Here is a 25,364-nt window from a genome sequence, read left to right as displayed (position 1 = left end):
TTATAGGATAAGGATAATTATACTATGTGTAACGGAATTTCGATATGAACTGTCGTTCCTTCGTTTTCTGTACTGTCGATAAAAATATGCCCATTATACATCTCTACAATTCGTTTACATATGACAAGTCCAAGACCTGTTCCAGTATCTTTATTAGTAAAGAACGGATGAAAGAGGTGTTTTTGAATATGTTGCGGAATTCCTTTTCCAGTATCTGTAATATGCAGTTGTGCGTGTGTTTCATTGTTTTTTACTACAATGGTTAGTGTATCATTAGAAGTCATGGCCTCAATTGCATTTTTGGTAATGTTTAAAACCACTTGTTTCATATGGTCTTTCGAACAACGGATATGAACAGGATGGTCTGGCAAATGTAAATGGAATACAATGTTATGTAAATTCGCCTCAGATTGAATAATTAATGCTACCTCATTTAGAATTGTTCTTACATCATATGTTTGTTCGATGATGGCGGTTGGCTTTCCTAGAATAAGAAATTCACTTACAATTTCATTGATTCGCTCTATTTCTTGTTCAATTACGGAAAAGTAGAACTGATCTTGTTCATCTTTATATTTCTCTTTTAATAGAGCGACGAGTCCTTTAATTCCAGTAAGAGGATTACGGATTTCGTGTGCTGTACTCGCTGCAAAAGTTCCAACTAATTCAATTTTCTGTAGCTCATTTTGTTGTCTTTCAAGTTTTGTTTGACGTTTTAACAACATATATTGAGCAAGCAAAAATAAAATAGACATTAAAAATAAAGTAGCTATACACTCTATTGCAACCCACTGGTATAAGGTTTTTTGATGAATGGGTAATGGAGAAACAGAGACCTTCCAATTCAATCTTTGGAGTGGGGTAGTAAGCATATTAGAATGCGTATCACTTGTGTCGTTATTATCATCGGTTAGAAAAACTACATCATGTTTATCAGTTACCTCAAAATGGTATTGTGGTTTAATGGCATTTAAAGAAGAGGAAATGTAATCAAAGCGTAAACTAGCTAATAATAATCCTGAGAGCTCCTTCTGTTTATTAAATATGGGGGCAGCAATCATAATAGCTTTATGTCCAAGAACGCGATCAGTAATGACTGATGATACAGTGGTTTTTTTAGTTTGGAGCGCGTCTTGAATATATTTACGGTCTGAAACATCTATAGGCTTTGATTCATCTTCAGATGCGATTGTAATGACTCCTTCTGGTGTAGCGTAATATAGACCAGAAAAGCGTGCATCGTTTCCATCTGTATCATGTACAATTTGTTTAATGCCATTTATATTACCAGTCTCGGTGCCTACAACTTTTGCAAGCATGTCTAAAGCAGAAATTGTTTCACCAAGATGATGATCCAAATAATCTCTATATAAAAAGAGAACTGTATGAGCAGATAATTTGTTTTCCTGTTTCATTTTATATGTATGATACGAATAAAATGTAGCACCAATCCCTATTGTCGGTAGGATAACAAGCAATATATATATAATTATGCTTTGGAATTTGACTTTCAAATGTGGTACTCCTTCTTTTTTTATTATCATTATATATAAACTATGTTAAAATTGTCATGTTTTTATTCAAGAATGATTTTTAATATATTAGGGGAGAAGAAATGGATGAGTGAATGCTCATTCGGAATTCACATGAAGTATGAAGTGGTATTTTCTTTTTATTGCTGAGAATTTAAGTGAAGGGTTGAAAGTTGTATGACATCAAATAATGAACGAGAAGATATTTCTCAATCTTTAAAAGTATTTATTGCATTATCTCGTGTACATCGTTCTGTTATGGATACTACAAATAAATCTATACAAAGTAACGGGTTAAATCCAACTGAATTTGCTGTATTAGAACTGCTATATCATAAAGGCGGTCAACCACTCCAGCAAATTGGTGAGCGCATTTTAATAGCTAGTGGCAGCATTACATATGTTGTAGATAAGTTGGAGAAAAAGGGATTAGTAAAGAGAATCCCATGTCCGAATGACAGACGTGTTATTTACGCGCAATTAACTGAGTCTGGCGAGAACTTTATTGCTTCTATTTTTCCGGGGCATGAGAAAGTTATACATCAGTCTTTTGAAATGTTAACGAAAGATGAAAAAGATGAATTACTTGATTTATTAAAAAAAATTGGGAAGTATGAAAAATAATATGTTCCAAAGGAGCTTTGGATAAATAAATCCAAGGCTTTTTTATTTGTAATGAACTCAGGGCAGTCACTGCCGAAATTTGTTGAAAATTAAGAGGGGATTCGAGAATACGTATTGAATTATAATAAAGGTATGTAATGGAGAGGAGGCTCGTTCATGTCATTTAAAGACTATGAATATAAACGCCCAAATATTGAAGAGTTAAAAGAGAAATTTACTGTTGCTTTAGAGAAGTTTGATAACGCAAAAACTGTAGAAGAACAAAAACAAGTCATTCATTCAATTAATGAGATTCGCAACGATTTTGGTACAATGGGAAACCTTTGTTACATTCGCCATTCTGTTGATACGACGGATACTTTTTATAAGGAGGAGCAGGATTTCTTTGATGAATTCTCTCCAGTTGTACAAGGATATGGTACAAAATATTATAAGGCACTCATTAATTCTCCATTTCGTGAAGAATTAGAGGCGTATTATGGAAAACAATTATTTGCTCTAGCAGAATGTGATTTAAAAACATATTCAGATGAAGTCGTAAAAGATTTACAATTAGAAAATAAATTATCATCGCAATATACACAGTTATTAGCATCTGCAAAAATTGACTTTGCTGGAGAAGAAAGAACGTTATCGCAACTGATTCCGTTTATGCAAGGAAAAGAAAGAAGCGAACGTAAAGCAGCAAGTGAAGCATACTACGGATTTTTAGCTGGAAATGAGGAAGAACTAGATCGTATTTATGATGAGCTTGTTAAAGTGAGAACGAAAATCGCAAAATCTTTAGGTTTCAAAAACTTTGTTGAACTTGGATATGCAAGAATGTACCGTACAGATTATAATGCGGAGATGGTGGCTAATTACCGTCAGCAAGTGCTGGATTATATCGTTCCTGTTACAACGGAATTAAGAAAGCGACAACAAGCACGTATCGGTGTAGAGAAGTTAGCTTATTACGACGAAAATTTTGAGTTTGCTACAGGTAATCCAACTCCAAAAGGAGATGCGGATTGGATTGTTGATCATGGAAAGACGATGTATAAAGAGTTATCGGCTGAAACAGATGAATTTTTCAATTTCATGCTAGATAATGATTTATTAGATTTAGTTGCGAAAAAAGGAAAAGCTGGCGGCGGATATTGTACATATATTGAGAATTATAAAGCGCCATTTATTTTCTCAAACTTCAATGGAACATCTGGTGACATTGATGTATTAACACATGAAGCAGGTCATGCTTTCCAAGTATATGAAAGTCGTAAATTTGAAATTCCAGAATATAATTGGCCAACATATGAGGCATGTGAAATCCACTCTATGAGTATGGAATTCTTTACATGGCCATGGATGAAGCTATTCTTTGAAGAAGATGCAGATAAATATTACTTCTCTCACTTAAGTTCAGCACTCCTGTTTTTACCTTATGGTGTATCTGTTGACGAATATCAACATTATGTATATGAAAATCCTGAAGCATCACCGGAAGAGCGTAAGACAGCATGGCGTAACATAGAGAAGAAATATTTACCGCATCGTGATTATGAGGATAATGATTATTTAGAGCGCGGTGGTTTTTGGCAACGTCAAGGACATATTTATAGTTCGCCGTTCTATTATATTGATTACACGCTTGCTCAAATTTGTGCGCTACAATTTTGGAAACGTGCAAGAGATAATAGACAAGAGGCTTGGGAAGATTATGTGAATCTGTGCCAACAAGGTGGAAGTAAATCGTTCTTAGAATTAGTAGAAGTTGCAAATTTAACATCACCATTTGCTGAAGGCTGTGTGAAAAGTGTTATTACAGAAATTGAAGCATGGTTACATGCGATTGACGACACAAAATTGTAAAAAACATGCGCTTTTTTTCACATGTTTAACATCGACATAATGGGAAAATGATGAGATAATAAAAGAAAATTCAGAATACTAAAGAGGTGTTTCTAATAAGGAGCACCTCTTTTCACAAACAAAAGGGGGGAACAAGTATGCTTCAATCTAATATGGATGTAAGTTTAGAAAGTTTAGTAAACTCATTACAGTCTACTCGAAGCACGCTATTATCAGAAATTGAAATGTTAAATGACACAGAAGTGAATGTAAAGCCACGCCGTGATAAATGGAGCATTATTCAAATTTTACACCACTTGCATTTAGTTGAACAATCTGTCACGTCTGCCCTTGTATATGCTTTACAAAAAAAGGAAAGAAACATGACTCCATTTAAAGACCTCCAACTTACGCTTGATCGCACACATAAACGAGAAGCTCCTCAGCAAATGCAACCAACAGAAACTTTAATGAAAAAACAGCAAGGAATTCAATTACTAGAACATTCACGCCAAGAACTATTACACGCGCTTCATAGTGTTATAGATGAAAAAGATTTATTTGAAAATGGATTAAAGCATCCTGTTTTTAATGATCTGAATTTGTATCAATGGGTTCAATTTCTTGATTTGCATGAACAAAGACATCTTACGCAGTTAAAAGAGGCGAAACATGCAATTTTGCAACGCTAAAGTGGAAGAAGTGGGAAACCACTTCTTTTTTGATACGTGCATAGTTTTCTTTCTTATTTTGGAATACTACATGGAGAAAGAAAAGAAGGAGCTGAAAAAACATGTCTAAAAAGAAGCGAGAAGAAGAGCGCGCCTGGAAAGCACGTAAAGAAAATCAACAACCGCACGGAAAAGTGAAAGCTTTTGCTGAATTAGTTGAAGGAACAGAAAAAACGTGATGATTATTTCATCACGTTTTTTGTATGAGTGGAAAAGTTAATAAAAAGGTTGTACCGATTCCTTTTTCACTTATAATATCAATTTTTCCATTCATAGCTTGAACAACACTGAATACGACCATCATTCCAAGTCCAGTACCTTTTTCTTTCGTTGAATAAAAAGGAGAGCCAAGACGTTTTACTTGTTCTGAATCCATACCGACTCCTGTATCTTTTATATATAACTGAATATGCTTATGATCAGGAACTAATGTGAAATAAAGGTCACCGCCTTTTGGCATAGCCTCAATGCAATTTTTTAAAATATTTAATAAACATTGATTTAGTTTTTGCTTTTCACCAGCGATAAAAAAAGAAGTGCTTTGCTTTATATAATGAGTACGTACATTTGTTAAATTAGCAAGCGGTGTAATTAACGACAATGCATGTAGTAATTCTTCTTCTAACTGTAATGTTTGTTCTTTTTCAATGCTTGGTTTAGCAAAGGTTAAATAATCTGTAAGAACATGATTTGCTTGTTCGATGCCGTTAATGGCAATGTCGATATATAATTTTCGTTCCTGCTCAGTACAGGTATCTGATTGTAACAGTTGTAAAAACCCTTTCGTTGAAGTTAATGGATTGCGAATTTCATGAGAGATAGACGCTGCCATTTCACCAATTAAATGAAACTTTTCAGCATTTATAAGTTCGTTTTGGAGACGAACTTGAGTTTGTAATATGTGTAGTAAATATAGAATTAGAATCGTACCAAGCATTGAACATAACTCATACACAATAATATGCGGTATATAATCAGTCTTATTTGTAACCTTTGAAAGGAAGAAGGGTATCCAAATAAATCCGTATGTGAGACTGTAGATAATAGCAAGTGTTATTTTTATACGATTAGAAGTTCGATTAAAAAATTTATATGTTAATAGTAGAACAATAAATAGAAGAACAGAACCGATAAGAGATGGGAAAACACCTACCCCCCCTAATAATAAGCGATATATGTTTAATACAACTAAGATAGAACCACCAGCAATAGGCCCTCCCGTTAATGTACCGACAATTAATACAATATGGCGCATATCAAATTGAAAACCATTATTTGTTTTTGCTGCAAATGTAATACAGAGTACGGTAGCGAGGCAACAGAGTACAATGAATATAGCTGAATTTAATTTAGGAGAGCGTTTCCCTTTTTGATTCCAAAATAAATGATATACGAGCATTGTAATCAGGATGAATAATATATTTAAAAAGAGATAAATAATAAAGGATTTCAGTGGGATGCCTCCTCTCTTCTTAGATTAAATTAATCATACTATAAAATGAAAGAAATGAAATAATAAATAGCAGAAAAATCAGAAATTTTTACGCTAGTATACAATATGTTACAATAAGCTGTGTCAATGAAAGAAGAAATTCCGTGCACCGCGCGGGAGAGGTTCGCGAACTCCCTCTATAAAAAACTATGGAAACAACAATATCCTTAGGTATTGTTTTGTTTTTTTATTGTGACAGTTCAAGAACGTTCTTTCTTCTTATTTATAGTAGAGAAGGAGAATGAGTGAAATGAAAAAAGAAAAAGCAGTTGTTGTTTTTAGTGGAGGACAAGATAGTACGACATGTTTATTTTGGGCAATAGAGCAGTTTGCAGAGGTAGAAGCTGTAACGTTTAATTACAATCAACGTCATAAGCTAGAAATTGATTGTGCAGTGGAAATTGCAAAAGAGCTAGGAATAAAGCATACGGTACTAGATATGAGTCTATTAAATCAACTTGCTCCAAATGCGTTAACGAGAACGGATATGGAGATTACACATGAAGAAGGTGAATTGCCATCGACATTTGTAGATGGACGAAATTTACTCTTCTTATCATTTGCTGCTGTATTAGCAAAACAAGTTGGAGCACGTCATATTGTAACGGGTGTATGTGAAACTGATTTCAGTGGTTATCCAGACTGCCGTGACGTGTTTGTGAAATCGTTAAACGTTACTTTAAATTTATCTATGGATTACCCGTTTGTTATTCACACGCCACTTATGTGGATTGATAAAGCTGAAACATGGAAATTATCAGATAAACTTGGAGCATTTGAGTTTGTTCGAGAAAAAACATTAACATGTTATAACGGAATCATTGGTGATGGTTGCGGTGAATGTCCAGCATGTCAACTTCGTAAAGCAGGATTAGATACGTACCTACAAGAACGCGAAGGAGCGAATAACTAATGGATAACTTTTTTGGATTTCGCATCGTAGAGAATTTGCAAAAAATGGACAAGGATATTCAGCGTAAACAACTCAAATACCATAATAAAAGAGTAATGGTCAGCAAGGAATTTACATTTGATGCAGCACACCATTTACACTGTTATGAAGGGAAATGTAAAAACTTACACGGTCACACATATAAAGTTGTATTTGGAATTAGTGGATATGTAAATGAAATAGGTCTTGCAATTGACTTTGGAGATATAAAAGAAATTTGGAAAAATGAAATCGAAATTTATCTAGATCATCGTTATTTAAACGAAACGTTACCTGCAATGAATACGACTGCTGAAAATATGGTCGTTTGGATTTATGAAAAGATGGCAGAAGCACTAACAAAAGAGAATCGAGTGAACGAATATAAAGGAGCTCGCGTTGAATTTGTTCGTCTATTTGAGACGCCGACTAGTTATGCGGAAGTAAGACGGGAGTGGATGCTCGATGAGTAAAATCCCTGTCTTAGAAATATTCGGTCCGACTATTCAAGGTGAAGGAATGGTTGTAGGGCAAAAAACAATGTTTATCCGTACAGCTGGTTGTGATTATAGCTGTGCTTGGTGTGATTCTGCTTTTACGTGGGATGGATCAGCTAAAGATCAAATTAGACAGATGACACCAGAAGATATTTGGGATGAGCTTGTTGCAATTGGAGGAGAAAATTTTTCTCATGTTACGATTTCAGGTGGAAATCCGGCATTACTGAAAAATATTGAGTTTCTTCTTTCTATATTAAAAGAAAATGGAATGCGAACGGCAATTGAAACGCAAGGGAGTAAATGGCAAGATTGGTTACTTCAAATTGATGAGGTAACAATTTCTCCAAAACCACCAAGTTCAACGATGAAAACAGATTTTCATAAGTTAGATGCTATTATTCAGAAACTAGCAGGAAAAGATATTAGTTTAAAAGTAGTAGTATTCGATGATCATGATTTTGAATATGCAGTTAAGATGCACGAACGTTATCCAAAGGTACCATTTTTCTTACAAGTAGGAAACGATGATACAAAAACAGTGGATGATGCGATGCTTATTAAAAAATTATTAGATAAGTATGAGTGGTTGATTGATAAAGCTGTAAATTGTAAAGAGATGAATGATGCAAAAGTATTGCCTCAGCTTCATGCGTTAGTATGGGGAAATAAACGCGGCGTATAATGAGAAGGGATGTTTAAAATGACAGGAAGATTAGATGAAGATTTGAAAGATGTAACATTATTAGGAAATCAAAATACAAAATATTTATTTGAATATAGCCCAGAAATATTAGAGGTATTTGATAATAATCATCCAAACCGTGATTATTTTGTAAAGTTCAATTGTCCTGAATTTACAAGTTTATGCCCGAAAACAGGACAACCAGATTTTGCAACAATTTATATTAGCTATATTCCAGAGCAAAAAATGGTAGAGAGTAAATCTTTAAAGTTGTATTTATTTAGTTTCCGCAATCATGGTGATTTCCACGAAGATTGCATGAACGTTATTATGAACGATTTAATTAAATTAATGGATCCGCGTTATATTGAGGTATGGGGGAAATTCACACCACGTGGTGGCATTTCAATTGATCCATACTGCAACTACGGTCGCCCAGGTACGAAGTATGAACAAATGGCTGACTACCGCATGATGAACCACGATCTGTATCCGGAAACAATTGATAATCGTTAATAGAAAGAAAGGGCCTGTATACTATACAGGCCCTTTCTTTCTATTATATTATGCATTTTGATTAATGACAGTATAGTTTTTATGACTTACAACTGTAAGAGGTTCCATATCTAGTTCTCTAAAATTCTTCATAATTGTTATATCAACAATAACAGAGTTTTGATTTACTTTTTGAACACGGCCTTGCATTCCACCTTTAAATTCGATGATATCTCCAGTTTCTGCGATCTGCATAAGCAACTCTCCTTGTTACAGTTTTCCCAAAAAAAGAATAAATTTGGGTTTTTTTATTTCCTCCTATTTTGAACCATATTTCCTACTTTGTAAATGTTTCCAAAGTAAAAATTCGAAAAATATTCACTTTTTGTAAGAAAATATGTAGAAAATCCATGTTTTTTAGAAAAAATAGCAAAAATACGAGAATCTTTATATCGAGGTATAATGAAAAAGTAGAATAACCTGCTGAAGTGGGAGAAATTAGAGGCGGTAAAATGATGTTTGAATTTGTGGGGAGTGTTATAGCTTTAGTTTTATTTTTATTTTCTTATATGCATTTAAAAAAGATTCGTCAATATGATACGAGTACATATTTTGATGGGATGGATGGTATCCATGCTTCGATAACACATGATAGTGGTGGGGAGATGTAAAGGTATATAACTTTATTTTTTTGCGTGGTATGATGTTTAGAACTAGTGCATAATAGAGTTCATAAGTGATGAATGGAGAGTGAAAAGAATGAAGATTTCTTTTATTCGTCATGGTTGTTTAAGTCGTATAAGAGAACCGATGACAATTAATTCATTTCACGAATGGATGAAACAGTATGATTCCGAGTCAATGATACAAAAAGCTAAAATACCGATAGAAACAATAGAGGCAATTGAAGCAGCGAAATTTGTCTTAACAAGTGATCAAAAGCGTGCTGTACAATCAGCAGCTGAATTGACGGATTCTTTATCTTTTATGCAAAATTCTCTTTTTAGAGAAGCTGAAGTTCCTTCATGCTTTTTTGCTCCGAAGTGGTTGAAATGCACAATTAAGGTATGGATGTTCATTGGACGAACATTATGGATACTTGGCTACCATAAAGATGTTGAGTCTTATAAGGAAGTAAGAGAGAGGGTAAGGCAAGCGGCTTACCTGTTACATCGTTATGCTCTCGTGCATGGAAGTATAGCTCTTGTAGGTCATAATTATGTGAATGTAATGATTGGTGCCGAACTGAGAGCGATGGGATGGTCTGGTTCTCCTATTTTGCACAGAGAGCCATGGGGATGTACAACATATACGTTTCACGAGGCGATGGATGGAAATATATTAAATACAAATTTAACATAAAAGCACACGATTTATATAAATCGTGTGCTTTCTTTTTAAGATATAGAAATTTTGACGTTTAATGGTTTTACGAGATGAGCATAAGGTTCCCCTACTAGCATAACAATTTCATCTTTTTTATAACCTAACTTTTCGTATAGTGAATAGGCGCGTTTGTTTTCTAAATTAACAAGTAAAGCGATTTTTTTATGCCCTTTTTCAGTTGCATAGATTTCGGCAGCTTCAATTAATTTAGAACCTATACCTTTTCCGCCGTGTGCACTTGAAACTGATAATGTATCAATGTAATACTCATCAAGCTCAGCTTCTTTTTCTAACGTAATTGATTCATCTTTATGTAATGCTCTTAAGTGATGTACAATTGGTGCGTCAAGCTGTGTTGCTTCACTACCGTGATAAGCGACAATAATTCCAACTGCACTCTCGTCTTGTTCATAGACAAAACAGTTTTCGTAGCTCAGACGGTTATTTTCTTTTGAGAACCATGTCTCAAGTCCTAGTAATACTTCTGCTTCAACTGTGCTACCTGTGATTTTTTCAGCAATTTCATGCAGAGCATTATACAATAAAGGAGCTATTGCCATTGCATCTGTCTTTTTTGCTTTCCGAATCATAGTATCCCTCCTAGTTCTATTTGTATATTGTAGCATAGTGGTATGGAACTTTGCATAATTGAATGCCGAAATGTTTGATATAGAGAAGTAGCTATGTTAGTATATGATATTTAGTGGACATATAGTAAAACAATATTGTTTGCGAAATAACGAAAATAAAATCATGGCATAACAACGAGATAAAGTGAAACGTTAATCAGTAAGATTTTTTGTTCATTCCACGACTGATTAGTAGTCAACACCAATCGGACTACCTGCAAATAGCGGGATAAATTTACAGTTGTTGACCTATAGAATATAAGATAAAATAAAATATTGCAGAGAGGTGAAATACATGGATAAAGAATTAGCAAATACAATTTTAGATCAGCTAAAAAATGGTGAAATAAAGGAGTATGTTGTTACGAAAGATGTATTTTATACGTTCAGAGAAGTTGTTGTAAATAGAGAAGACTTTAAGCATTTCATTGGTAACGCACAGCGAGGCGGGCAAGTGATTTATACATATTCAGAAACGCCACGTTCATAAGGGGGAATTTTGATCAGCAGGGCATCTCTCACTGATTAGTAGCCTTCACCAAACGGACGTTTCATGCGGGATAAATAAAAGATAAAGGAGAGGGGAATTATGGGCGATTTTAAACAAGGCATTTTACCACATTGGGATTATATGTGGAAAGATAGAGCCGGCAATCGATTTATGGGAATGGTTATGTATCCAGAGAAACGAAAATGTTCAGCAAAAATGCTTCAGAAAATAAAAAGAGCATATGAAGAAGCAATAGAAATTAAAGTAACTGTACAAGTTCAACATACATATCAGTACGTAGAAGGACTGATTGTATACTTTGATGAAGAGGCTCCTGTATGTACAATGATTGATAAAGATGAAAATCCACATCATATATTTGTAAAAGATATTTTGCGCATTGAGTACTCTGAATAAACTTTTCATAAATAAATTGAAGTTCCATAATAATAATCTTTTTCTATAATAGTTATCTTTTAGTATGTAACGAAAAACGAAAGTATATGTATAATATATTTAATAAGGTAAATTTGATAAATGTAATCGTTTTTTAGAGCAGATTATCGTTTCATATCTGTTCTTTTTTGCGTGATGCTGGAGAAATATATTTCTTCAGCATCTACCGTTTTATGACAAAATATATTATTAACTTTTTTAAAAATAAGGTTAAATTCGTTGACAACTTTTTTGAAAAGCACTTTATTGACATGAGTTTTAGAATGTTGTTTCATAGTCATTGTATTGAAAAAAAACGGCTATCATGTCGAAAAGTAAAAGTTAAAAAAAGAAAGAATTTATACATATATCTTGTGTCTTATTTTGAAACGTAATACAATATATAGAGAAATCAAGAACGACATATAGAGAATATAGATTTGAGAGGGAGGGTCGGAAATGTTAGTTGCATATGATTCTATGACAGGAAACGTGAAGCGTTTCATTCACAAATTAAATATGCCGGCCGTTCAAATTGATGAAGATCTAGTAATAGATGAAGACTTTATTCTTATTACGTATACAACAGGTTTTGGAAATGTACCAGAACGTGTTTTAGACTTTTTAGAGCGCAATAATGAAAAATTAAAAGGCGTATCTGCAAGCGGCAATCGTAACTGGGGAGACATGTTCGGTGCAAGTGCTGACAAGATTTCTACTAAATATGAAGTGCCTATTGTATCAAAATTTGAGTTGTCTGGAACAAATAACGATGTAAAATATTTTAAGGAAAGGGTGCGGGAGATTGCGACACATTGAACTGAATAATGAAATCACGCAAATGCAGGACGGTTTTTATCAGCTTCATAAAGATAAAGAGGCATTAGAAGTCTTTATGGAAGAAGCTAGAGAGAATACCGTTCCTTTTAATAGCGTGGCAGAGCGAATGGAGTATATGAAAGAACATGATTACTATTACAACGTTCTGGACGAGTATAGCTTGGAGGAAGTAGAGGAAGTATATAACATCGCTTATGGTGAAAACTTCGAGTTCCAATCTTATATGGCAGCATCTAAGTTCTACAAAGATTATGCGTTAAAAACGAATGATCAAAAACAATACTTAGAAAGCTATGAAGATCGTGTAGCAATTGTGTCATTATACTTAGGACGCGGTGATGTTTCGAAGGCAAAACAATTCGCAAGCATGATTGTAAAACAAAACTACCAACCAGCGACACCAACCTTTTTAAATGCGGGAAGAAGCAGAAGAGGAGAAATGGTGTCTTGTTTCTTGTTAGAGATGGACGATAGCTTAAATTCAATCGGCTTTAACATTAATACAGCAATGCAATTATCGAAAATCGGCGGTGGAGTAGCTTTAAACTTATCTAAGCTACGCGCACGTGGTGAGCAAATTAAAGGTATCGACAACGCTGCAAGTGGTGTAGTACCTGTTATGAAATTGCTTGAAGATTCGTTTTCATATGCGAATCAGCTTGGCCAACGAAAAGGTGCCGGCGCAGTATATTTAAACATTTTCCATTGGGATATTATTGAATTCCTTGATACAAAAAAAATAAATGCCGATGAGAAGAGCCGTATTCAGTCTCTATCAATCGGAATTATCGTTCCAAGTAAGTTCTTTGAACTTGCTGAGAAAAACGAACCTTTCCATGTTTTCGCGCCTTATACGGTTTATAAAGAATATGGCAAGCATTTAGATGATATTGACATTGATGAAATGTACGATGAATTAATGAGCAATCCGAAAGTGAAGAAGAAGCCACTAGATATTAGTGCACGTGATATGCTTATTAAAATCGCTATGATTCAGCTTGAGTCTGGTTACCCATACTTAATGTTTAAATCAAATGCAAATAATCAACATCCATTGAAGGATATTGGAACTGTGAAGATGTCGAACTTATGTACAGAAATCTTCCAGCTTCAAGAAACTTCAGAAATAAATGATTACGGTACAGATGACATTATCCGTCGTGATATTAACTGTAACTTAGGATCGTTAAATATCGTAAACGTAATGGAAAATAAAGAAATTCGTGAAGCAGTTCATGCGGGAATGGAAGCTTTAACAGCTGTTTCTGATATGACGATTATTCCAAATGCACCAACTGTGAAAAAAGCAAATGACGAGCTTCATTCAGTTGGACTTGGAGCAATGAACTTACACGGATATTTAGCAAAAAATAAAATCGCTTATGAAAGTGCAGAAGCGAAAGAATTCGCTCGTACATTCTTTATGATGTTAAATTACTACTCTATTGAGAAAAGTATGGAAATCGCTACAGAAAAAGGCGAGACATTTAAAGACTTCGATAAATCTGATTATGCGAATGGCACATACTTCGAAAAGTATGAAACGACAGATTACAGCCCAGTAACTGAAAAAGTTCAGCAACTATTCGAAGGAATTCATATTCCAACAAAAGAAGATTGGACAAGTTTAAAAGAGCAAGTTCAGAAGAATGGTTTATACAACTCATATCGTCTTGCCATTGCTCCAACACAATCAATCAGTTACGTTCAAAATGCAACTTCAAGCGTAATGCCGATCGTAAGTCAAATCGAATCAAGAACATATGCGAACGCGACAACATATTATCCAATGCCGTATTTATCAAAAGATACGTTCTGGTACTATAAATCTTCTTACGATATGAATCAGTTTAAATTAATTGATTTAATCGCAGAAATTCAAGAACATATTGACCAAGGAATTAGTACAATTCTTTACGTTAATAGTGATATTTCAACACGTGAATTAGCACGTTACTACATCTATGCACATAAAAAAGGCTTAAAGAGTCTGTATTATACGAGAACACGTAAATTAAGCGTGGAAGAGTGTGTGGCTTGTACCGTTTAATATAAAAAGTGAGACATGATGAGCAGGGTTTTCTGAACCCTGCTCATGCTTAGTTATCATATTTAGAAAAGGGGCGATTTAATGCGTGCGGTAAACTGGAACAAAAAAGAAGATGATTTTAGTTTAATGTTTTGGAAGCAAAACATCGCTCAGTTTTGGACAGAAGAAGAAATTGCGGTTTCGTCTGACAAAAATACTTGGGTGCAATTATCGAAAGAAGAGCAAATTGCTTATAAACGTGTATTAGGTGGTTTAACACTTTTAGATACGAAACAAGGTGGCGAAGGAATGCCACTTGTACTTGTTCATCTTGAAAATTTACAAGCGAAAAGTGTATTAGCTTTCATGGGAGCTATGGAAGAAGTACATGCGAAAAGTTATAGTCACATTTTCACAACACTAGCTACAGAAGAAGAGATTGATGATATTTTTGACTGGGTAGACAATCATCCGTTACTTGAGAAAAAAGCTGGTATTATTACTAGTTACTATCGTCGTTTATTAAAGCCTGAAGTAACAAAAAAAGAGTTATACATGGCAATGGTAGCAAGTGTGTTCTTAGAAAGTTACTTATTCTATAGCGGATTCTTCTATCCACTTTACTTAGCTGGTCAAGGAAAACTAACAGCAAGTGGTGAGATTATCAACTTGATAATTCGTGATGAGTCAATTCACGGCGTATTCGTCGGTATTTTAGCACAACAAATCTTCGCAGAACTTTCTGCAAAAGAGCAACAAGAAGTGCAAAAAGAAACACAAGAGTTATTAATGGAACTATATGAAATTGAAATGGCCTATACAGAAGAAATTTACACTTCTATCGGTCTTGTAGAAGATGTAAATCGTTTCGTTCGTTACAATGCAAATAAAGGGCTTATGAACTTAGGGCTTGAGCCGAAGTTTGAAGAAGAAGAAATTAACCCAATCGTTTTAAATGGTTTACGTACAGATACGAAAAACCATGATTTCTTCTCTGTAAAAGGAAATGGTTACGTAAAAGCAACGAACGTTGAAAAGTTAGCTGACGATGACTTCGTGTTTAACTTTTAATATAGGATTATAAAGAAAAACTGTCTTATTCATTGATAAGACAGTTTTTCTTTATAATTTTGTTTACATAACACTATTATTTTTGTATAGCGATTTATATTTGGGAAGTTCTATTCGTTTAACGGATAGAACTTTTTTGTAATTAAATGGGTATTTACAAACCTTTTGTATCGGTGTATTATTTAACTAGTACACTGATACAAAAGGAGGGAAGAAATGAAAATAGAGTTTTCTCCAAATACACCAATTTACATTCAGGTAATGGAATACATAAAAAAAGAGATCGTAACAGGACATTTATTACCTGGTGATAAAATTCCCTCGGTCCGTGAATTAGCGAGTGAATTACAAGTGAATCCAAATACGATTCAGCGTACATTTCAAGAGCTAGAACGGGATGGAGTTGTTGTCACACGTAGAGGAATGGGACGGTATGTAACGAATGAAGGGGAGAAAATTATGGAGCTACGAAAAGAGATGGCGAAAGAATTACTTCATTCTTTTATAGATGGAATGGACAATTTAGGTTTTTCAGAAGAAGAAATTCTTACAATTCTTCGTTCTTCATTACATGAGAAAAGGGAGGAGAGCGAATGACAGAGCTATTAAAAATAGAAAATTTATGGAAGAGATACGGATTAAAAGCAGTGATTCGTGAATTAAACATAGAGATTCCGGAAGGGAAAATCGTTGGGCTTGTTGGAGATAACGGGAGCGGGAAAACGACGTTATTGAAAATGATTGCAGGCTTGCAACACCCTTCTGAAGGTAGTATTACAATAGACGGTAAAAAGGTAGGATTACAGACGAAAGAAATCGTTTCATTTATGTCCGATAAGCCAATCTTTGATGATTGGATGACTGTAAAAGACGCTTTATTTTTCTACCGGGATTTTTACAATGATTTCGATATTCAAAAAGCGGTAGATACGATTGCAGAATTTAAAATACCGTTAGAAGAAAAAATTACAGCTTTATCAAAAGGTATGGTTGAAAAGCTTCAAATTATATTAACGTTTTCGAGGAAAGCGAAGTTATACGTATTAGATGAACCGCTTGGCGGGATTGATCTTGTTTCTAGAGAGCACATATTGAATCTCATTCTACAATTTTATAGAGAAGATTGTACGATACTAATCTCGACGCACTTAATAAACGAAGTTGAAAATATTTTTGATGAAGTGATCTTTTTAAAAGATGGGGAAATTGTATTGTATGAAAATGTAGAAGAGTTACGTTTTCAGAGAGGAAAAGCTGTTACAGAGGTGTTTAAGGAGGTGTTTAGTAGATGAAGCCGAGCTTAATATATATGTACAATATAAATAAAAAGCAAATAATTATTTCTTTGTTAACATTTATATTCGTTGTCGCTGTAGCTTTCGTAAGTTTGGGGAATTATATTAAGCAAGAATCAGGAGAAGTAAGACAAACAATTATAGTTAGTTTCGTTATTCTAGTATATATAACTTTTTTAGCAATGATAGTTATTCAGGCGGTGTCTGCATTTGGAAAAATGACTGAAAGCACATTATTTCGGTTAACATCGATATCCGGTAAAAAGATTGTTTTAGCAATATTGTTATACGCTGTAATTTATTTACTTATTTTCGAATTAATAGGATCTATTTTTTTATATGGTATTTCTATGAAAATAATAAAAGGTACAGAGCTCTATGAGGTATTATTTACTCAAAGTGTATTCAATCCACTAAAGCACCTCTTTAGTACTATGTTATATGTATTTAATTTATCAAGCATATTGCTAGTATTACTTTTTTCAGTAGCAAGCGTTAAAGTGTTTTCTTTGAAAAAGAAGAAGTTAAAATATCCACTGGTATTTTTCTTATTTTTACTAGTAACAAAATTATTAGGTACTATATATGGAATGTTGGGTGGTCTTGCACCTACGACGCCTTTAATAGCAAAGTTAGTATATATAGATGAATCATCAGAAGTGAATGTGTTTCTCTATCCAGAAAAACTTATGAATTTATATAGTATTGCTTTTTCAATCGGTATATTTGTTCTACTTATTTATATAACAGGTCGCATTATCGATAAAAAACTAGAAGTCTAAAGGAGGAATCAGCATTGGGAAACGTAGTAGTAAAGTTAGAGAATGTTCGAAAAAAGATTGGTGGAACGGAAATTATTCGTGGTTTATCATTTGAGGTTCGTGAAGGAGAAGTATACGGTTTCCTTGGACCGAACGGTAGCGGTAAGACGACGACGATCCGTATGATGACAGGTCTTATTTCAATGACAGAGGGCGATATTACAATTTGTGGACATAGTATTCGCTCGGAGCGTGAAAAGGCACTAGAGCAAATTGGAGCGATTGTAGAAAATCCTGAACTATATGATTATATGACAGGAATGCAGAACTTAAAGCATTTTGCGAATATGGCCATTACACCAATTAGTAAAGAGCGCATTGCTGAGATTATAAAGCTTGTTGAGTTAGAGCATGCGATTCATAAAAAGGTGAAAACATATTCACTTGGCATGAAACAACGTTTAGGAATTGCACAGGCATTACTTCATCAGCCGAAAATCTTAATTTTAGATGAGCCGACAAATGGATTAGATCCAGCTGGTATTCGCCAAATTCGTGATTATTTACAACGTTTAGCGAAAGAAGAGAATATTGCTGTAATCGTATCAAGTCACTTATTGAGTGAAATTGAATTAATGTGTGATCGCGTTGTTATTATTAAACAAGGTGAGTTTGTACAAGAGTACAACTTACATGAAAAAGTGAAACATGATGAGGCAGTCGTTGTAGCGTTTGAAGTAGATGAAGTTCAGAAAGCAAATGAAATCATTAAAGGCAAAGCAAAAGGGAATGTAATTGTAGCATCTGTAACAAAAGACAACATTCCACAACTTGTAAAAAAACTTGTTCATGCTGATGTGCTTGTATATGGCGTTACTGTTCAAAATAAAACGTTAGAGGATGAGTTCTTAGCGATTACTGGGGGAGTGAAAGCGTAATGTTTAAATTAATTCAAAATGAATTTTTAAAGTTGCATGCGAAAAAAGGTATGTATATTTTAATTGGTGTCATTGCGGCACTCGAAATTTTAGGTACTTTAGCAATGTTGAAGTGGGGAAAAGGTGATGAGTTTAAGGGGTCATATTTAGATTATGCAAACTCAGAGATTGGCTTAATTGTTTTATTTACAACGATTTTTGGGATTACACTTGCTGCCCGTACTCTTACTGATGAGTTCCAAAAAGGTACAATTAAACAATTGTTAATCCGTCCAAGAAAAAGACTTGCAGTTTTATTTTCTAAATATATTACAGTGTTATTAGCAATGTTATTTATCGTATTAGCTGGTATGCTAATTGCAATGATTATTGGCAGTATTGTAATGGATGGTAGTAAAACAGAATTAACATTAGGAATCGTAATGAAGTCCACTTTATATCAACTACTTTCACCGTTCTTTTTTGCAACACTTGCATTTTTCCTAGCAAATGTCTTTAGAAAATCTGTATTACCATTAATTATTACGATGTTCCTATTCTTCTTACAAGGTGCAATTAATATGGTATTAATAATGTTTGCAAAAGGTGTAGCGAAGTTTGTAGTATTCAACCATTTGGATTTAAGAGCTTACGATAGTAATAAATTAATCAATGGTGGAATGGAACCAACATTTACAGAATTTACGTTTACAACTTCATTATTACTTGTAGCTGCATACTTTGTTGTGTTACTTGTAGCATCAAGTGCATTATTCCAAAAACGTGACGTATTATAATAAAAGAAATCCCCGCTTGTAAAAACGGGGATTTTTATTACATAAATTTCTCTTAGATTGCAACCTGAAGAACAGCGATATGTTATTTTAAGAGATATGCTGTTTGAAATGATTTGAGAAAAATAGGAAGAATTTCAACTATATTCATATTATAATTTAGTTATCCTGCTATTTATAGGGAAAGGATTGCCTATAAAGTATTGATTAAAGTTTTATTGTATTTTTACTATCTTTGGGGGTGTTCTATATGCACTATGCATTTTCACGTATAAGGCTACGTAGCTTTTTTGGATGGATGATTATAGGGGTGCTCCTTATAATGATCCCATTAGGTCTAGCAAATGTTTCTGAGAATACGATGGAGGTTATTTCACAAATAACTGTATTTTTTGTATTTCCGTTACTTTGGCTATACGTAAAAACAAATAAAAATAATATTGTATTTAACAGTTTTTTTTATAAGCCAGGACATTTACCTTGGGGATTAATTGTATTAGCAACGATAATGGGAATGATTTTTTCAGTTGGCATATCTCAGATTCAATTTTACATATTAGCACATACGTTACCGAATTTCTTAGTTACTATGCTAGAAGACGGAAATGTTATTAATACGAGTAACGTATATATGACGATATTTACTTTCATTTCAGCATGTGTGTTAGCACCTATTATGGAAGAGGTTATTTTTAGGGGATTTTTCTTACAGCGAATGGCTTATAAATGGGGAATTAAAAAAGCTGTAATTATATCTTCAATTATTTTTGGCTTAGGACATTTTGATGTTATTGGTGCGTTCATGTTTGGTGTCGTTATGTGTCTTTTATATATAAAGACACAAAATATATGGACGAATATAGCTGTGCACGCTCTAAATAATTTGATTGCAACAAGTATGCAATTTTTTGGTGGAGAAGAAAGTGGTACAATCTCAATTACTGAATTACAAGCGCAAAGTAATTTATGGATTGGTATCGGTCTTACAGTTGTTGGATTACTTTGGTTAATTCCTTATGTTTGGAAACAATGGCGTACAGTAAAAGAAGTTGGCGTGCCACCAGTACGTTTTATAAATGAGCAAAAAGTAGTGAGTTCATCACAAGAAAATGAAGTGTATAGTCAAGTGATCGTAACCGATAGATTGATGGCCATAGAGTTACCAGATGAGGCTGTAAATAAGCTTAGGTTAGAAGAAAATGATTATGTAACAGTATCTGTAGAAGAAGATAAAATCGTTATAAAGAAAGCACATAATAGATAATTAAAAAGTAGCTCCTTAAGAGCTACTTTTTAATTTGTAATAATTTCCACGCGGAAATTATTACCGTTCTTTACATATTTAATATCTGTAACAGTGCGGACTGTTTTTAAAATCTCAACTTTTTCACCAATTCGCGGGATGGTCGGAACATTGTCCCAAATACCAAGCAAGTCATCTAATTGTGCCGTTTTTTCATAAAACCAGATTTTCAATGTAAAGCCCCTTTCTCGAACCTTATGTATTTTAATACATAATATATTATTTTTATTCTTATTGTAAGGGGTTTTTTTATATTTTATGAATAAAAATAAATTAATCTTCTGGGAAGATATGTTCAATATCAGGAGTAAGAGATACTTCTGATAATACGATATGAGAAACGGTCGTTGCATATGAAGAAACATCATTGATAAATTCTTCAAGTTCAACGAGTGAAGGAACAGAAATTTTTACAATGTAGCATAAGCTTCCTGTTACTCGGTAACAAAAACTTGCAGATGGATAAGACTGAATAAACTGTTGCATACGTGTTGTATCACCATTTTTTAAAGTGATTTCTAAAATACAATCTAAAACGAGTCCAGCCTTTTTATAATCAATATCGATTGTGTATTTTTGAATAACACCTTCGCTTTCGAGCTTACGAACACGTTCTGAAGTAGACGGAGCAGATAAGTTTACTCGTTTCGCCAATTCACGCATCGAAAGGCGACTATCATTATATAATTCATTTAAAATTTTTCGATCAACACGGTCTAGTTGCATTTGTAAATATACCTCCAGTAAAATAATGATTTTTGTAAAGGAAAAATATAAATTAAGATTCATATGAAATGTAAAGTGAACGTTATTTATTTTACAATAAAACAGAAGGAAATAGGAGGGGAAATGATGGAGAGAATTTCATTATCAAATGTAGGAGATACAAAGTTTCAAAAGTTATTAGGGCATAATTCGGATATATTACATTCGTGGAGTACGTTAGAAGATACACTGTACAATAAAGGAACTCTTTCAGCAGAGTTGAAGGAGCAAGTGAGAAGAACATTAGCGTATGGGAATGAATGTCCGTACTGTATGGCAAAAGGAAGACCTGATGATGTGCAAAAGGCAGAGGAGATTGGTGTAGCTGTTATTTTTGCGCATACATTTGTTCATGACCGAAAAGCAATAGATGATACTATGTTTCACGTATTAAAACAATATTGGACAGAAAAAGAAATTGTAGAGCTTTGCGCCTATGTTTGCTTTATTACTGCGTCACAACAACTTGGTTTTCTATTTCAATTACAGCCAAATTAAGGGGGAAATGATGACAAATCAAATAGCACTTATCATAATCGATGTACAAAAGGCATTTCAATTACCAGATTGGGGCGAGAGAAATAATATTTTTGCTGAAGAAAACATGAGAATTTTATTAGAAGAATGGAGAAAAAGGAAACGACCAGTTTTTCATATTCAACATGTAAATAAAGAAAATGCGCAGTCAATGTTTTATGAGAGAGCGGAAACGGTAAACTTTAAAGAAGAAGTGCAACCACTACTTGGTGAAGTGGTTATTCATAAATTCGTTAATAGCGCGTTCATTGGGACAAATTTAGAAGAGCAATTAAGAGAGAACAAATGTAATGCAGTAGTGGTTGTAGGATTAACGACAAATCACTGTGTGGAAACTACGACACGAATGGCAGGGAATTTAGGATTTACAACATATTTAGTGAGTGATGCAACGGCTACTTTTAACCGTAAAGGTTTAGATGGTAAGGAGTATAGTGCAGAAGATATTCACAGTATGACACTTGTAAATTTACATGAAGAGTTTGCTACGATTGTGACGACAAAAGAAGTATTAAAATTATTTTAAGAAAATAATTACAAATTATGTAGAAAAAAATAAGAATATTTCGTATAATCTAAGTACAATCATTTTGAAAATAGGGGTGGCATCATATGGAGCAAATTTCAGTAAAGAAATTAGAAGAGGTACTTGTTGTAGCAGGGGATGATAAACAGAAGCAAAAGGAATTTTATGAATTGCTCTTATCTACTGAGTTTTATGTTGCTGGTTCACTAGAAGCAGAGGACGGGGCAACAGAGGGAATACTTCGTTTGCGTCATTTCCAAGGAGAAGGTAGATGGATCGTTCCGTTCTTTACACAAATGGAATTTGTAAAAGATGTGTTGCCAGAAGGAACGCCCCTTATTACGATACGTGGGAAAGAGTTATTTGGTAGCATTGAGAAAGATGCTACAGCTGTATTAAATGTTGGTACTGATATAAGTAAAACATTTATTCCAGAAGAAATTGCAGATATCGCATCTGGACGAATTTTTAATTATTATAAGTAAAAGGAAAAGCGTAATCGCTTTTCCTTTTTAATTTGAATATGGAGTGGCTATACCGGAAGAAATAGAGACTGTTTTATTATTCGTGTTTATTGTCGCTGTAGCTCCAAGTGGAATACCGATGTTTGGATTTATATGTCCAATTGGTAAACCGAATAGGACCGGTATATGATATGGTGCGAAATATTCATATAATATTGTTTGCAATGATTGAGATGGCTTTGAAGGAGTGCAGTCGTGACAACTTGTGAAAATAACGCCCCTACATTCATTAAACTTTCCAGATAAAAGTAGCTGATTTAACATACGGTCAATGCGGTACGGTTCTTCACCAATGTCTTCAAGTAATAAAAGTGTATTGTCCGTATTTATCTCGTAGGGCGAGCCAATTATACTTGTTAACACAGCTAAATTTCCTCCAACTAACGTACCTGTAACTGTACTGTGAGAGCTAGGTACGATACATTCTGATGCAGATAAAATGGTTGAATACGGATGGAATAGCTGATTGAAAGAAGATAAAGAAAGAGAATCTACACCTTTCCCTAATTCTTCAACCATTGGGCCATGAAATGTCACAAGCTTTGCATAACGTGAAACAGCAGTATGTAAAGCTGTAATATCGCTATATCCCCAAAAGATTTTAGGGTTTTGCCGAATGATTTCATATTGAATGTGAGGGAGGAGACGAGCACTTCCGTAACCACCTCGTGCACAGAAAACGGCCTTCACTTCATTATTTGTAAATGCTTCATGTATATCGTCAAGCCGAACTTGATCACTTCCGGCTAAAAATCCATATTTCTCGTAAACACTCTTCCCGATTATTACGGATAACCCCATCTCTTGTAATACATTCACACCTTTTAATACATTTTCGATTGTAGGTGGACCAGATGGTGCAATGATCATTACTGTATCACCTTGTTTTAATGCATCTGGATAAATCATTAAGCTCAGCCTCCTTCTCTTTCAATATATTCGCTTCATATGAAGTTCAACCCTTGCAAAAGCAGGGGAAAGCTTATCAAATAAAGAAGATATAAGGGAAATAGGAGGGGAAATGATGTTTACAAGTCGAGTAACAGACATATTAAAAATTGAGTATCCCGTTGTTCAAGCCGGTATGGCAGGCGCGATTACGACGCCAGAACTTGTTGCAGCAGTAAGTAATAGCGGAGGATTAGGGACGCTTGGAGCGGGCTATATGAGCCCAGAACAAATTCGTGAAGCGATTTATAGAATAAGAGAACTAACAGATAAGCCTTTCGGTGTTAATTTACTTGTAACGAAAGAGATAGAAATAGAAGAAGAGAAGGTAAATGAGGCGAAAGTATTACTAAGCGGAGTGAATAGAGAATTAGGTATAGAAGTAGAAGGAACGTTAAAGCTTCCAAAAAGCTATAAGGAACAATTACAAGTGCTATTAGATGAAAAAGTACCGGTCGTTAGCTTTGCATTTCAAACGTTAGAAAAAGAAGAAATAAATGATTTAAAAAGAAGTGGAATAAAAGTTATCGGAACAGCTACCCATGTGAAGGAAGCGAAAGTACTTGCTGAGCTAGGAGTAGATATTATTATTGGGCAAGGTAGCGAAGCAGGAGGGCATAGAGGAACGTTTATTGGGAAAGAACGAGATGCTATGATTGGTACTTTTGCGTTAATACCTCAGTTAGTAGGGGTTATTCCGCATATCCCAATTGTCGCAGCAGGTGGTGTAATGAACGGACAAGGGCTTGTTGCGGCATTGGCACTAGGAGCAGAAGGTGTTCAAATGGGATCGGCCTTTTTAACAAGTGAAGAGAGTATTACGCACGATGTGTATAAAGAAGCGGTTTTACATAGTACAGATACGAGCACAACTGTAACTCGTGCGTTTTCTGGGAAATATGCGCGGGGTATTCGGAATGAATTTATAGAGAGACATGAAGGAAAAGAAGAAGGGCTGCCGATGTATCCAGTGCAAAACGTATTAACTTCTAAAATACGCCAAGAGGCAGCGAAGCAAAATAAGGAAGAATATATGTCACTTTGGGCAGGACAGGCAGCATCATTAGCTCGAATCGAATCAGCTCAGCATGTAGTGGAGCGAGTTATGAAAGAAGCAGAGAATGCAATCGAACAATTACAAAATATATACAAAAAGACCACTTGAGTAATTGAAGTGCACCCCAATTGTTAGACACATAACTAACAATTGGAGGTGCATTTTTTATGGCTAAATTTTCTTCAAAAGATAAAATAAAAGCAGTAAAACGATATCTAGAAGGTACGGAAGGCGGAAAAA

32 protein-coding genes and 1 riboswitch are annotated in these 25,364 nt (G+C 34.3%); of the genes, 25 read left to right on the top strand and 7 right to left on the bottom strand.

What is annotated here, in order from left to right; all coding sequences use genetic code 11:
* Window positions 1-17: 17 nt before the first annotated feature.
* Window positions 18-1,514, bottom strand: coding sequence for a DUF3149 domain-containing protein (locus EBQ15_RS16730; RefSeq protein ID WP_000865062.1), 1,497 nt, complete (start codon window positions 1,512-1,514; stop codon window positions 18-20).
* Between the two features lie 195 nt (window positions 1,515-1,709).
* On the opposite strand from EBQ15_RS16730, the gene EBQ15_RS16725 reads away from it, so the two are divergent.
* The 4 genes from EBQ15_RS16725 (at window position 1,710) to EBQ15_RS31620 (ending at window position 4,896) form a co-directional block, all read left to right on the top strand.
* Window positions 1,710-2,156, top strand: a complete 447-nt coding sequence (locus EBQ15_RS16725) for a MarR family winged helix-turn-helix transcriptional regulator (protein ID WP_000203336.1) — start codon at window positions 1,710-1,712, stop codon at window positions 2,154-2,156.
* 156 nt (window positions 2,157-2,312) lie between these two features.
* Window positions 2,313-4,007, top strand: a complete 1,695-nt coding sequence (locus tag EBQ15_RS16720) for a M3 family oligoendopeptidase (protein ID WP_000008576.1) — start codon at window positions 2,313-2,315, stop codon at window positions 4,005-4,007.
* A 137-nt stretch (window positions 4,008-4,144) separates the two neighbouring features.
* Window positions 4,145-4,678, top strand: a complete 534-nt coding sequence (locus tag EBQ15_RS16715; protein WP_000941970.1) for a DinB family protein — start codon at window positions 4,145-4,147, stop codon at window positions 4,676-4,678.
* Between the two features lie 101 nt (window positions 4,679-4,779).
* A complete protein-coding gene (locus tag EBQ15_RS31620; protein ID WP_000038355.1) occupies window positions 4,780-4,896 on the top strand; it encodes a DUF6254 family protein in 117 nt (38 codons plus the stop codon).
* 11 nt (window positions 4,897-4,907) lie between these two features.
* On the opposite strand, the gene kinB is transcribed toward EBQ15_RS31620, so the two are convergent.
* Window positions 4,908-6,116, bottom strand: coding sequence for a sporulation sensor histidine kinase KinB (gene kinB, locus EBQ15_RS16710; RefSeq protein WP_000964153.1), 1,209 nt, complete (start codon window positions 6,114-6,116; stop codon window positions 4,908-4,910).
* Between the two features lie 206 nt (window positions 6,117-6,322).
* Window positions 6,323-6,366: riboswitch (PreQ1 riboswitch) on the top strand.
* Window positions 6,367-6,459: 93 nt separating this feature from the next.
* On the opposite strand from kinB, the gene queC reads away from it, so the two are divergent.
* Genes queC through queF form a run of 4 tightly spaced genes read left to right on the top strand, consistent with a single transcriptional unit; the run spans window position 6,460 to window position 8,838 of the window.
* Complete coding sequence (gene queC, locus EBQ15_RS16705) at window positions 6,460-7,122, top strand: 7-cyano-7-deazaguanine synthase QueC (RefSeq protein WP_000711604.1); 663 nt, start codon at window positions 6,460-6,462, stop codon at window positions 7,120-7,122.
* On the top strand, window positions 7,122-7,613 hold the full coding sequence (queD, locus tag EBQ15_RS16700; protein WP_000368414.1) for a 6-carboxytetrahydropterin synthase QueD: 492 nt from the start codon (window positions 7,122-7,124) through the stop codon (window positions 7,611-7,613). Before queC ends, queD begins: the two co-directional genes overlap by 1 nt.
* Entirely contained in the window at window positions 7,606-8,322 is a 717-nt protein-coding gene (gene queE, locus EBQ15_RS16695; RefSeq protein WP_000036297.1) for a 7-carboxy-7-deazaguanine synthase QueE, read from the top strand. Before queD ends, queE begins: the two co-directional genes overlap by 8 nt.
* Before the next feature lie 18 nt (window positions 8,323-8,340).
* Entirely contained in the window at window positions 8,341-8,838 is a 498-nt protein-coding gene (queF, locus tag EBQ15_RS16690; RefSeq protein ID WP_001986050.1) for a preQ(1) synthase, read from the top strand.
* 48 nt (window positions 8,839-8,886) lie between these two features.
* On the opposite strand, the gene EBQ15_RS16685 is transcribed toward queF, so the two are convergent.
* A complete protein-coding gene (locus EBQ15_RS16685; RefSeq protein ID WP_001165082.1) occupies window positions 8,887-9,072 on the bottom strand; it encodes a YkvS family protein in 186 nt (61 codons plus the stop codon).
* 260 nt (window positions 9,073-9,332) lie between these two features.
* Between EBQ15_RS16685 and EBQ15_RS31195 the strand changes: the two genes are divergently transcribed.
* Window positions 9,333-9,488: a hypothetical protein gene (locus EBQ15_RS31195; RefSeq protein WP_016117452.1), complete on the top strand. Its 156-nt coding sequence runs from the start codon at window positions 9,333-9,335 to the stop codon at window positions 9,486-9,488.
* Window positions 9,489-9,576: 88 nt separating this feature from the next.
* On the top strand, window positions 9,577-10,179 hold the full coding sequence (locus EBQ15_RS16680; protein ID WP_000703096.1) for a histidine phosphatase family protein: 603 nt from the start codon (window positions 9,577-9,579) through the stop codon (window positions 10,177-10,179).
* Between the two features lie 35 nt (window positions 10,180-10,214).
* Here the strand turns inward: EBQ15_RS16680 and EBQ15_RS16675 are convergent, their stop codons facing one another.
* Complete coding sequence (locus tag EBQ15_RS16675) at window positions 10,215-10,793, bottom strand: GNAT family N-acetyltransferase (RefSeq protein WP_000619548.1); 579 nt, start codon at window positions 10,791-10,793, stop codon at window positions 10,215-10,217.
* 334 nt (window positions 10,794-11,127) lie between these two features.
* Here EBQ15_RS16675 and EBQ15_RS16670 point away from each other — a divergent pair, with 334 nt between their 5' ends.
* From EBQ15_RS16670 to EBQ15_RS16615, 11 genes are all read left to right on the top strand, one after another.
* Entirely contained in the window at window positions 11,128-11,322 is a 195-nt protein-coding gene (locus tag EBQ15_RS16670) for a hypothetical protein (RefSeq protein ID WP_000356684.1), read from the top strand.
* Window positions 11,323-11,421: 99 nt separating this feature from the next.
* Window positions 11,422-11,739 (top strand): hypothetical protein, encoded by a 318-nt coding sequence (locus tag EBQ15_RS16665; RefSeq protein ID WP_000502196.1) that lies wholly within the window; start codon window positions 11,422-11,424, stop codon window positions 11,737-11,739.
* 477 nt (window positions 11,740-12,216) lie between these two features.
* Complete coding sequence (gene nrdI / locus EBQ15_RS16655) at window positions 12,217-12,576, top strand: class Ib ribonucleoside-diphosphate reductase assembly flavoprotein NrdI (protein ID WP_000959448.1); 360 nt, start codon at window positions 12,217-12,219, stop codon at window positions 12,574-12,576.
* Window positions 12,563-14,647: a class 1b ribonucleoside-diphosphate reductase subunit alpha gene (nrdE, locus tag EBQ15_RS16650; protein WP_001215835.1), complete on the top strand. Its 2,085-nt coding sequence runs from the start codon at window positions 12,563-12,565 to the stop codon at window positions 14,645-14,647. The genes nrdI and nrdE overlap by 14 nt, the downstream gene beginning before the upstream one ends.
* Window positions 14,648-14,728: 81 nt before the next feature.
* Window positions 14,729-15,697, top strand: coding sequence for a class 1b ribonucleoside-diphosphate reductase subunit beta (nrdF, locus tag EBQ15_RS16645; RefSeq protein ID WP_001203030.1), 969 nt, complete (start codon window positions 14,729-14,731; stop codon window positions 15,695-15,697).
* 216 nt (window positions 15,698-15,913) lie between these two features.
* On the top strand, window positions 15,914-16,294 hold the full coding sequence (locus EBQ15_RS16640; protein ID WP_000687513.1) for a GntR family transcriptional regulator: 381 nt from the start codon (window positions 15,914-15,916) through the stop codon (window positions 16,292-16,294).
* Window positions 16,291-16,989 (top strand): ABC transporter ATP-binding protein, encoded by a 699-nt coding sequence (locus EBQ15_RS16635; RefSeq protein WP_000137710.1) that lies wholly within the window; start codon window positions 16,291-16,293, stop codon window positions 16,987-16,989. Before EBQ15_RS16640 ends, EBQ15_RS16635 begins: the two co-directional genes overlap by 4 nt.
* Window positions 16,986-17,774: a hypothetical protein gene (locus tag EBQ15_RS16630; protein ID WP_000804806.1), complete on the top strand. Its 789-nt coding sequence runs from the start codon at window positions 16,986-16,988 to the stop codon at window positions 17,772-17,774. The genes EBQ15_RS16635 and EBQ15_RS16630 overlap by 4 nt, the downstream gene beginning before the upstream one ends.
* A gap of 14 nt (window positions 17,775-17,788) precedes the next feature.
* Window positions 17,789-18,691: an ABC transporter ATP-binding protein gene (locus tag EBQ15_RS16625; protein ID WP_000528786.1), complete on the top strand. Its 903-nt coding sequence runs from the start codon at window positions 17,789-17,791 to the stop codon at window positions 18,689-18,691.
* The gene (locus EBQ15_RS16620) at window positions 18,691-19,467 is read left to right on the top strand and encodes an ABC transporter permease (protein ID WP_000475431.1); all 777 of its coding nucleotides are present in this window, start codon (window positions 18,691-18,693) and stop codon (window positions 19,465-19,467) included. The genes EBQ15_RS16625 and EBQ15_RS16620 overlap by 1 nt, the downstream gene beginning before the upstream one ends.
* A gap of 247 nt (window positions 19,468-19,714) precedes the next feature.
* Complete coding sequence (locus EBQ15_RS16615; protein WP_000558818.1) at window positions 19,715-20,728, top strand: CPBP family intramembrane glutamic endopeptidase; 1,014 nt, start codon at window positions 19,715-19,717, stop codon at window positions 20,726-20,728.
* Between the two features lie 29 nt (window positions 20,729-20,757).
* Here EBQ15_RS16615 and EBQ15_RS16610 read toward each other — a convergent pair whose 3' ends face one another.
* The gene (locus tag EBQ15_RS16610; RefSeq protein WP_000707107.1) at window positions 20,758-20,940 is read right to left on the bottom strand and encodes a DUF3913 family protein; all 183 of its coding nucleotides are present in this window, start codon (window positions 20,938-20,940) and stop codon (window positions 20,758-20,760) included.
* A gap of 100 nt (window positions 20,941-21,040) precedes the next feature.
* Window positions 21,041-21,493 carry an Lrp/AsnC family transcriptional regulator gene (locus tag EBQ15_RS16605; RefSeq protein ID WP_001175505.1) on the bottom strand — a complete coding sequence of 151 codons (453 nt, stop codon included), beginning with the start codon at window positions 21,491-21,493 and terminating at the stop codon, window positions 21,041-21,043.
* Between the two features lie 126 nt (window positions 21,494-21,619).
* On the opposite strand from EBQ15_RS16605, the gene EBQ15_RS16600 reads away from it, so the two are divergent.
* The 3 genes from EBQ15_RS16600 (at window position 21,620) to EBQ15_RS16590 (ending at window position 23,080) form a co-directional block, all read left to right on the top strand.
* On the top strand, window positions 21,620-22,030 hold the full coding sequence (locus tag EBQ15_RS16600) for a carboxymuconolactone decarboxylase family protein (RefSeq protein ID WP_000439754.1): 411 nt from the start codon (window positions 21,620-21,622) through the stop codon (window positions 22,028-22,030).
* Window positions 22,031-22,040: 10 nt separating this feature from the next.
* Window positions 22,041-22,595, top strand: a complete 555-nt coding sequence (locus EBQ15_RS16595) for a cysteine hydrolase family protein (RefSeq protein ID WP_000184434.1) — start codon at window positions 22,041-22,043, stop codon at window positions 22,593-22,595.
* A gap of 86 nt (window positions 22,596-22,681) precedes the next feature.
* Entirely contained in the window at window positions 22,682-23,080 is a 399-nt protein-coding gene (locus tag EBQ15_RS16590) for an SseB family protein (RefSeq protein WP_000435265.1), read from the top strand.
* 27 nt (window positions 23,081-23,107) lie between these two features.
* Here the strand turns inward: EBQ15_RS16590 and EBQ15_RS16585 are convergent, their stop codons facing one another.
* The gene (locus tag EBQ15_RS16585; RefSeq protein WP_000639987.1) at window positions 23,108-24,028 is read right to left on the bottom strand and encodes a S66 peptidase family protein; all 921 of its coding nucleotides are present in this window, start codon (window positions 24,026-24,028) and stop codon (window positions 23,108-23,110) included.
* Window positions 24,029-24,143: 115 nt separating this feature from the next.
* Here EBQ15_RS16585 and EBQ15_RS16580 point away from each other — a divergent pair, with 115 nt between their 5' ends.
* The gene (locus EBQ15_RS16580; RefSeq protein WP_000495278.1) at window positions 24,144-25,232 is read left to right on the top strand and encodes an NAD(P)H-dependent flavin oxidoreductase; all 1,089 of its coding nucleotides are present in this window, start codon (window positions 24,144-24,146) and stop codon (window positions 25,230-25,232) included.
* Window positions 25,233-25,364 lie beyond the last annotated feature (132 nt).

The organism is Bacillus sp. 2D03 (assembly GCF_003946765.1).
Classification (GTDB): Bacteria; Bacillota; Bacilli; order Bacillales; family Bacillaceae_G; genus Bacillus_A; species Bacillus_A cereus.
The sequence above is the reverse complement of the archived record's forward strand: the minus strand, read 5'-3'. Positions and strand labels throughout refer to the sequence as shown.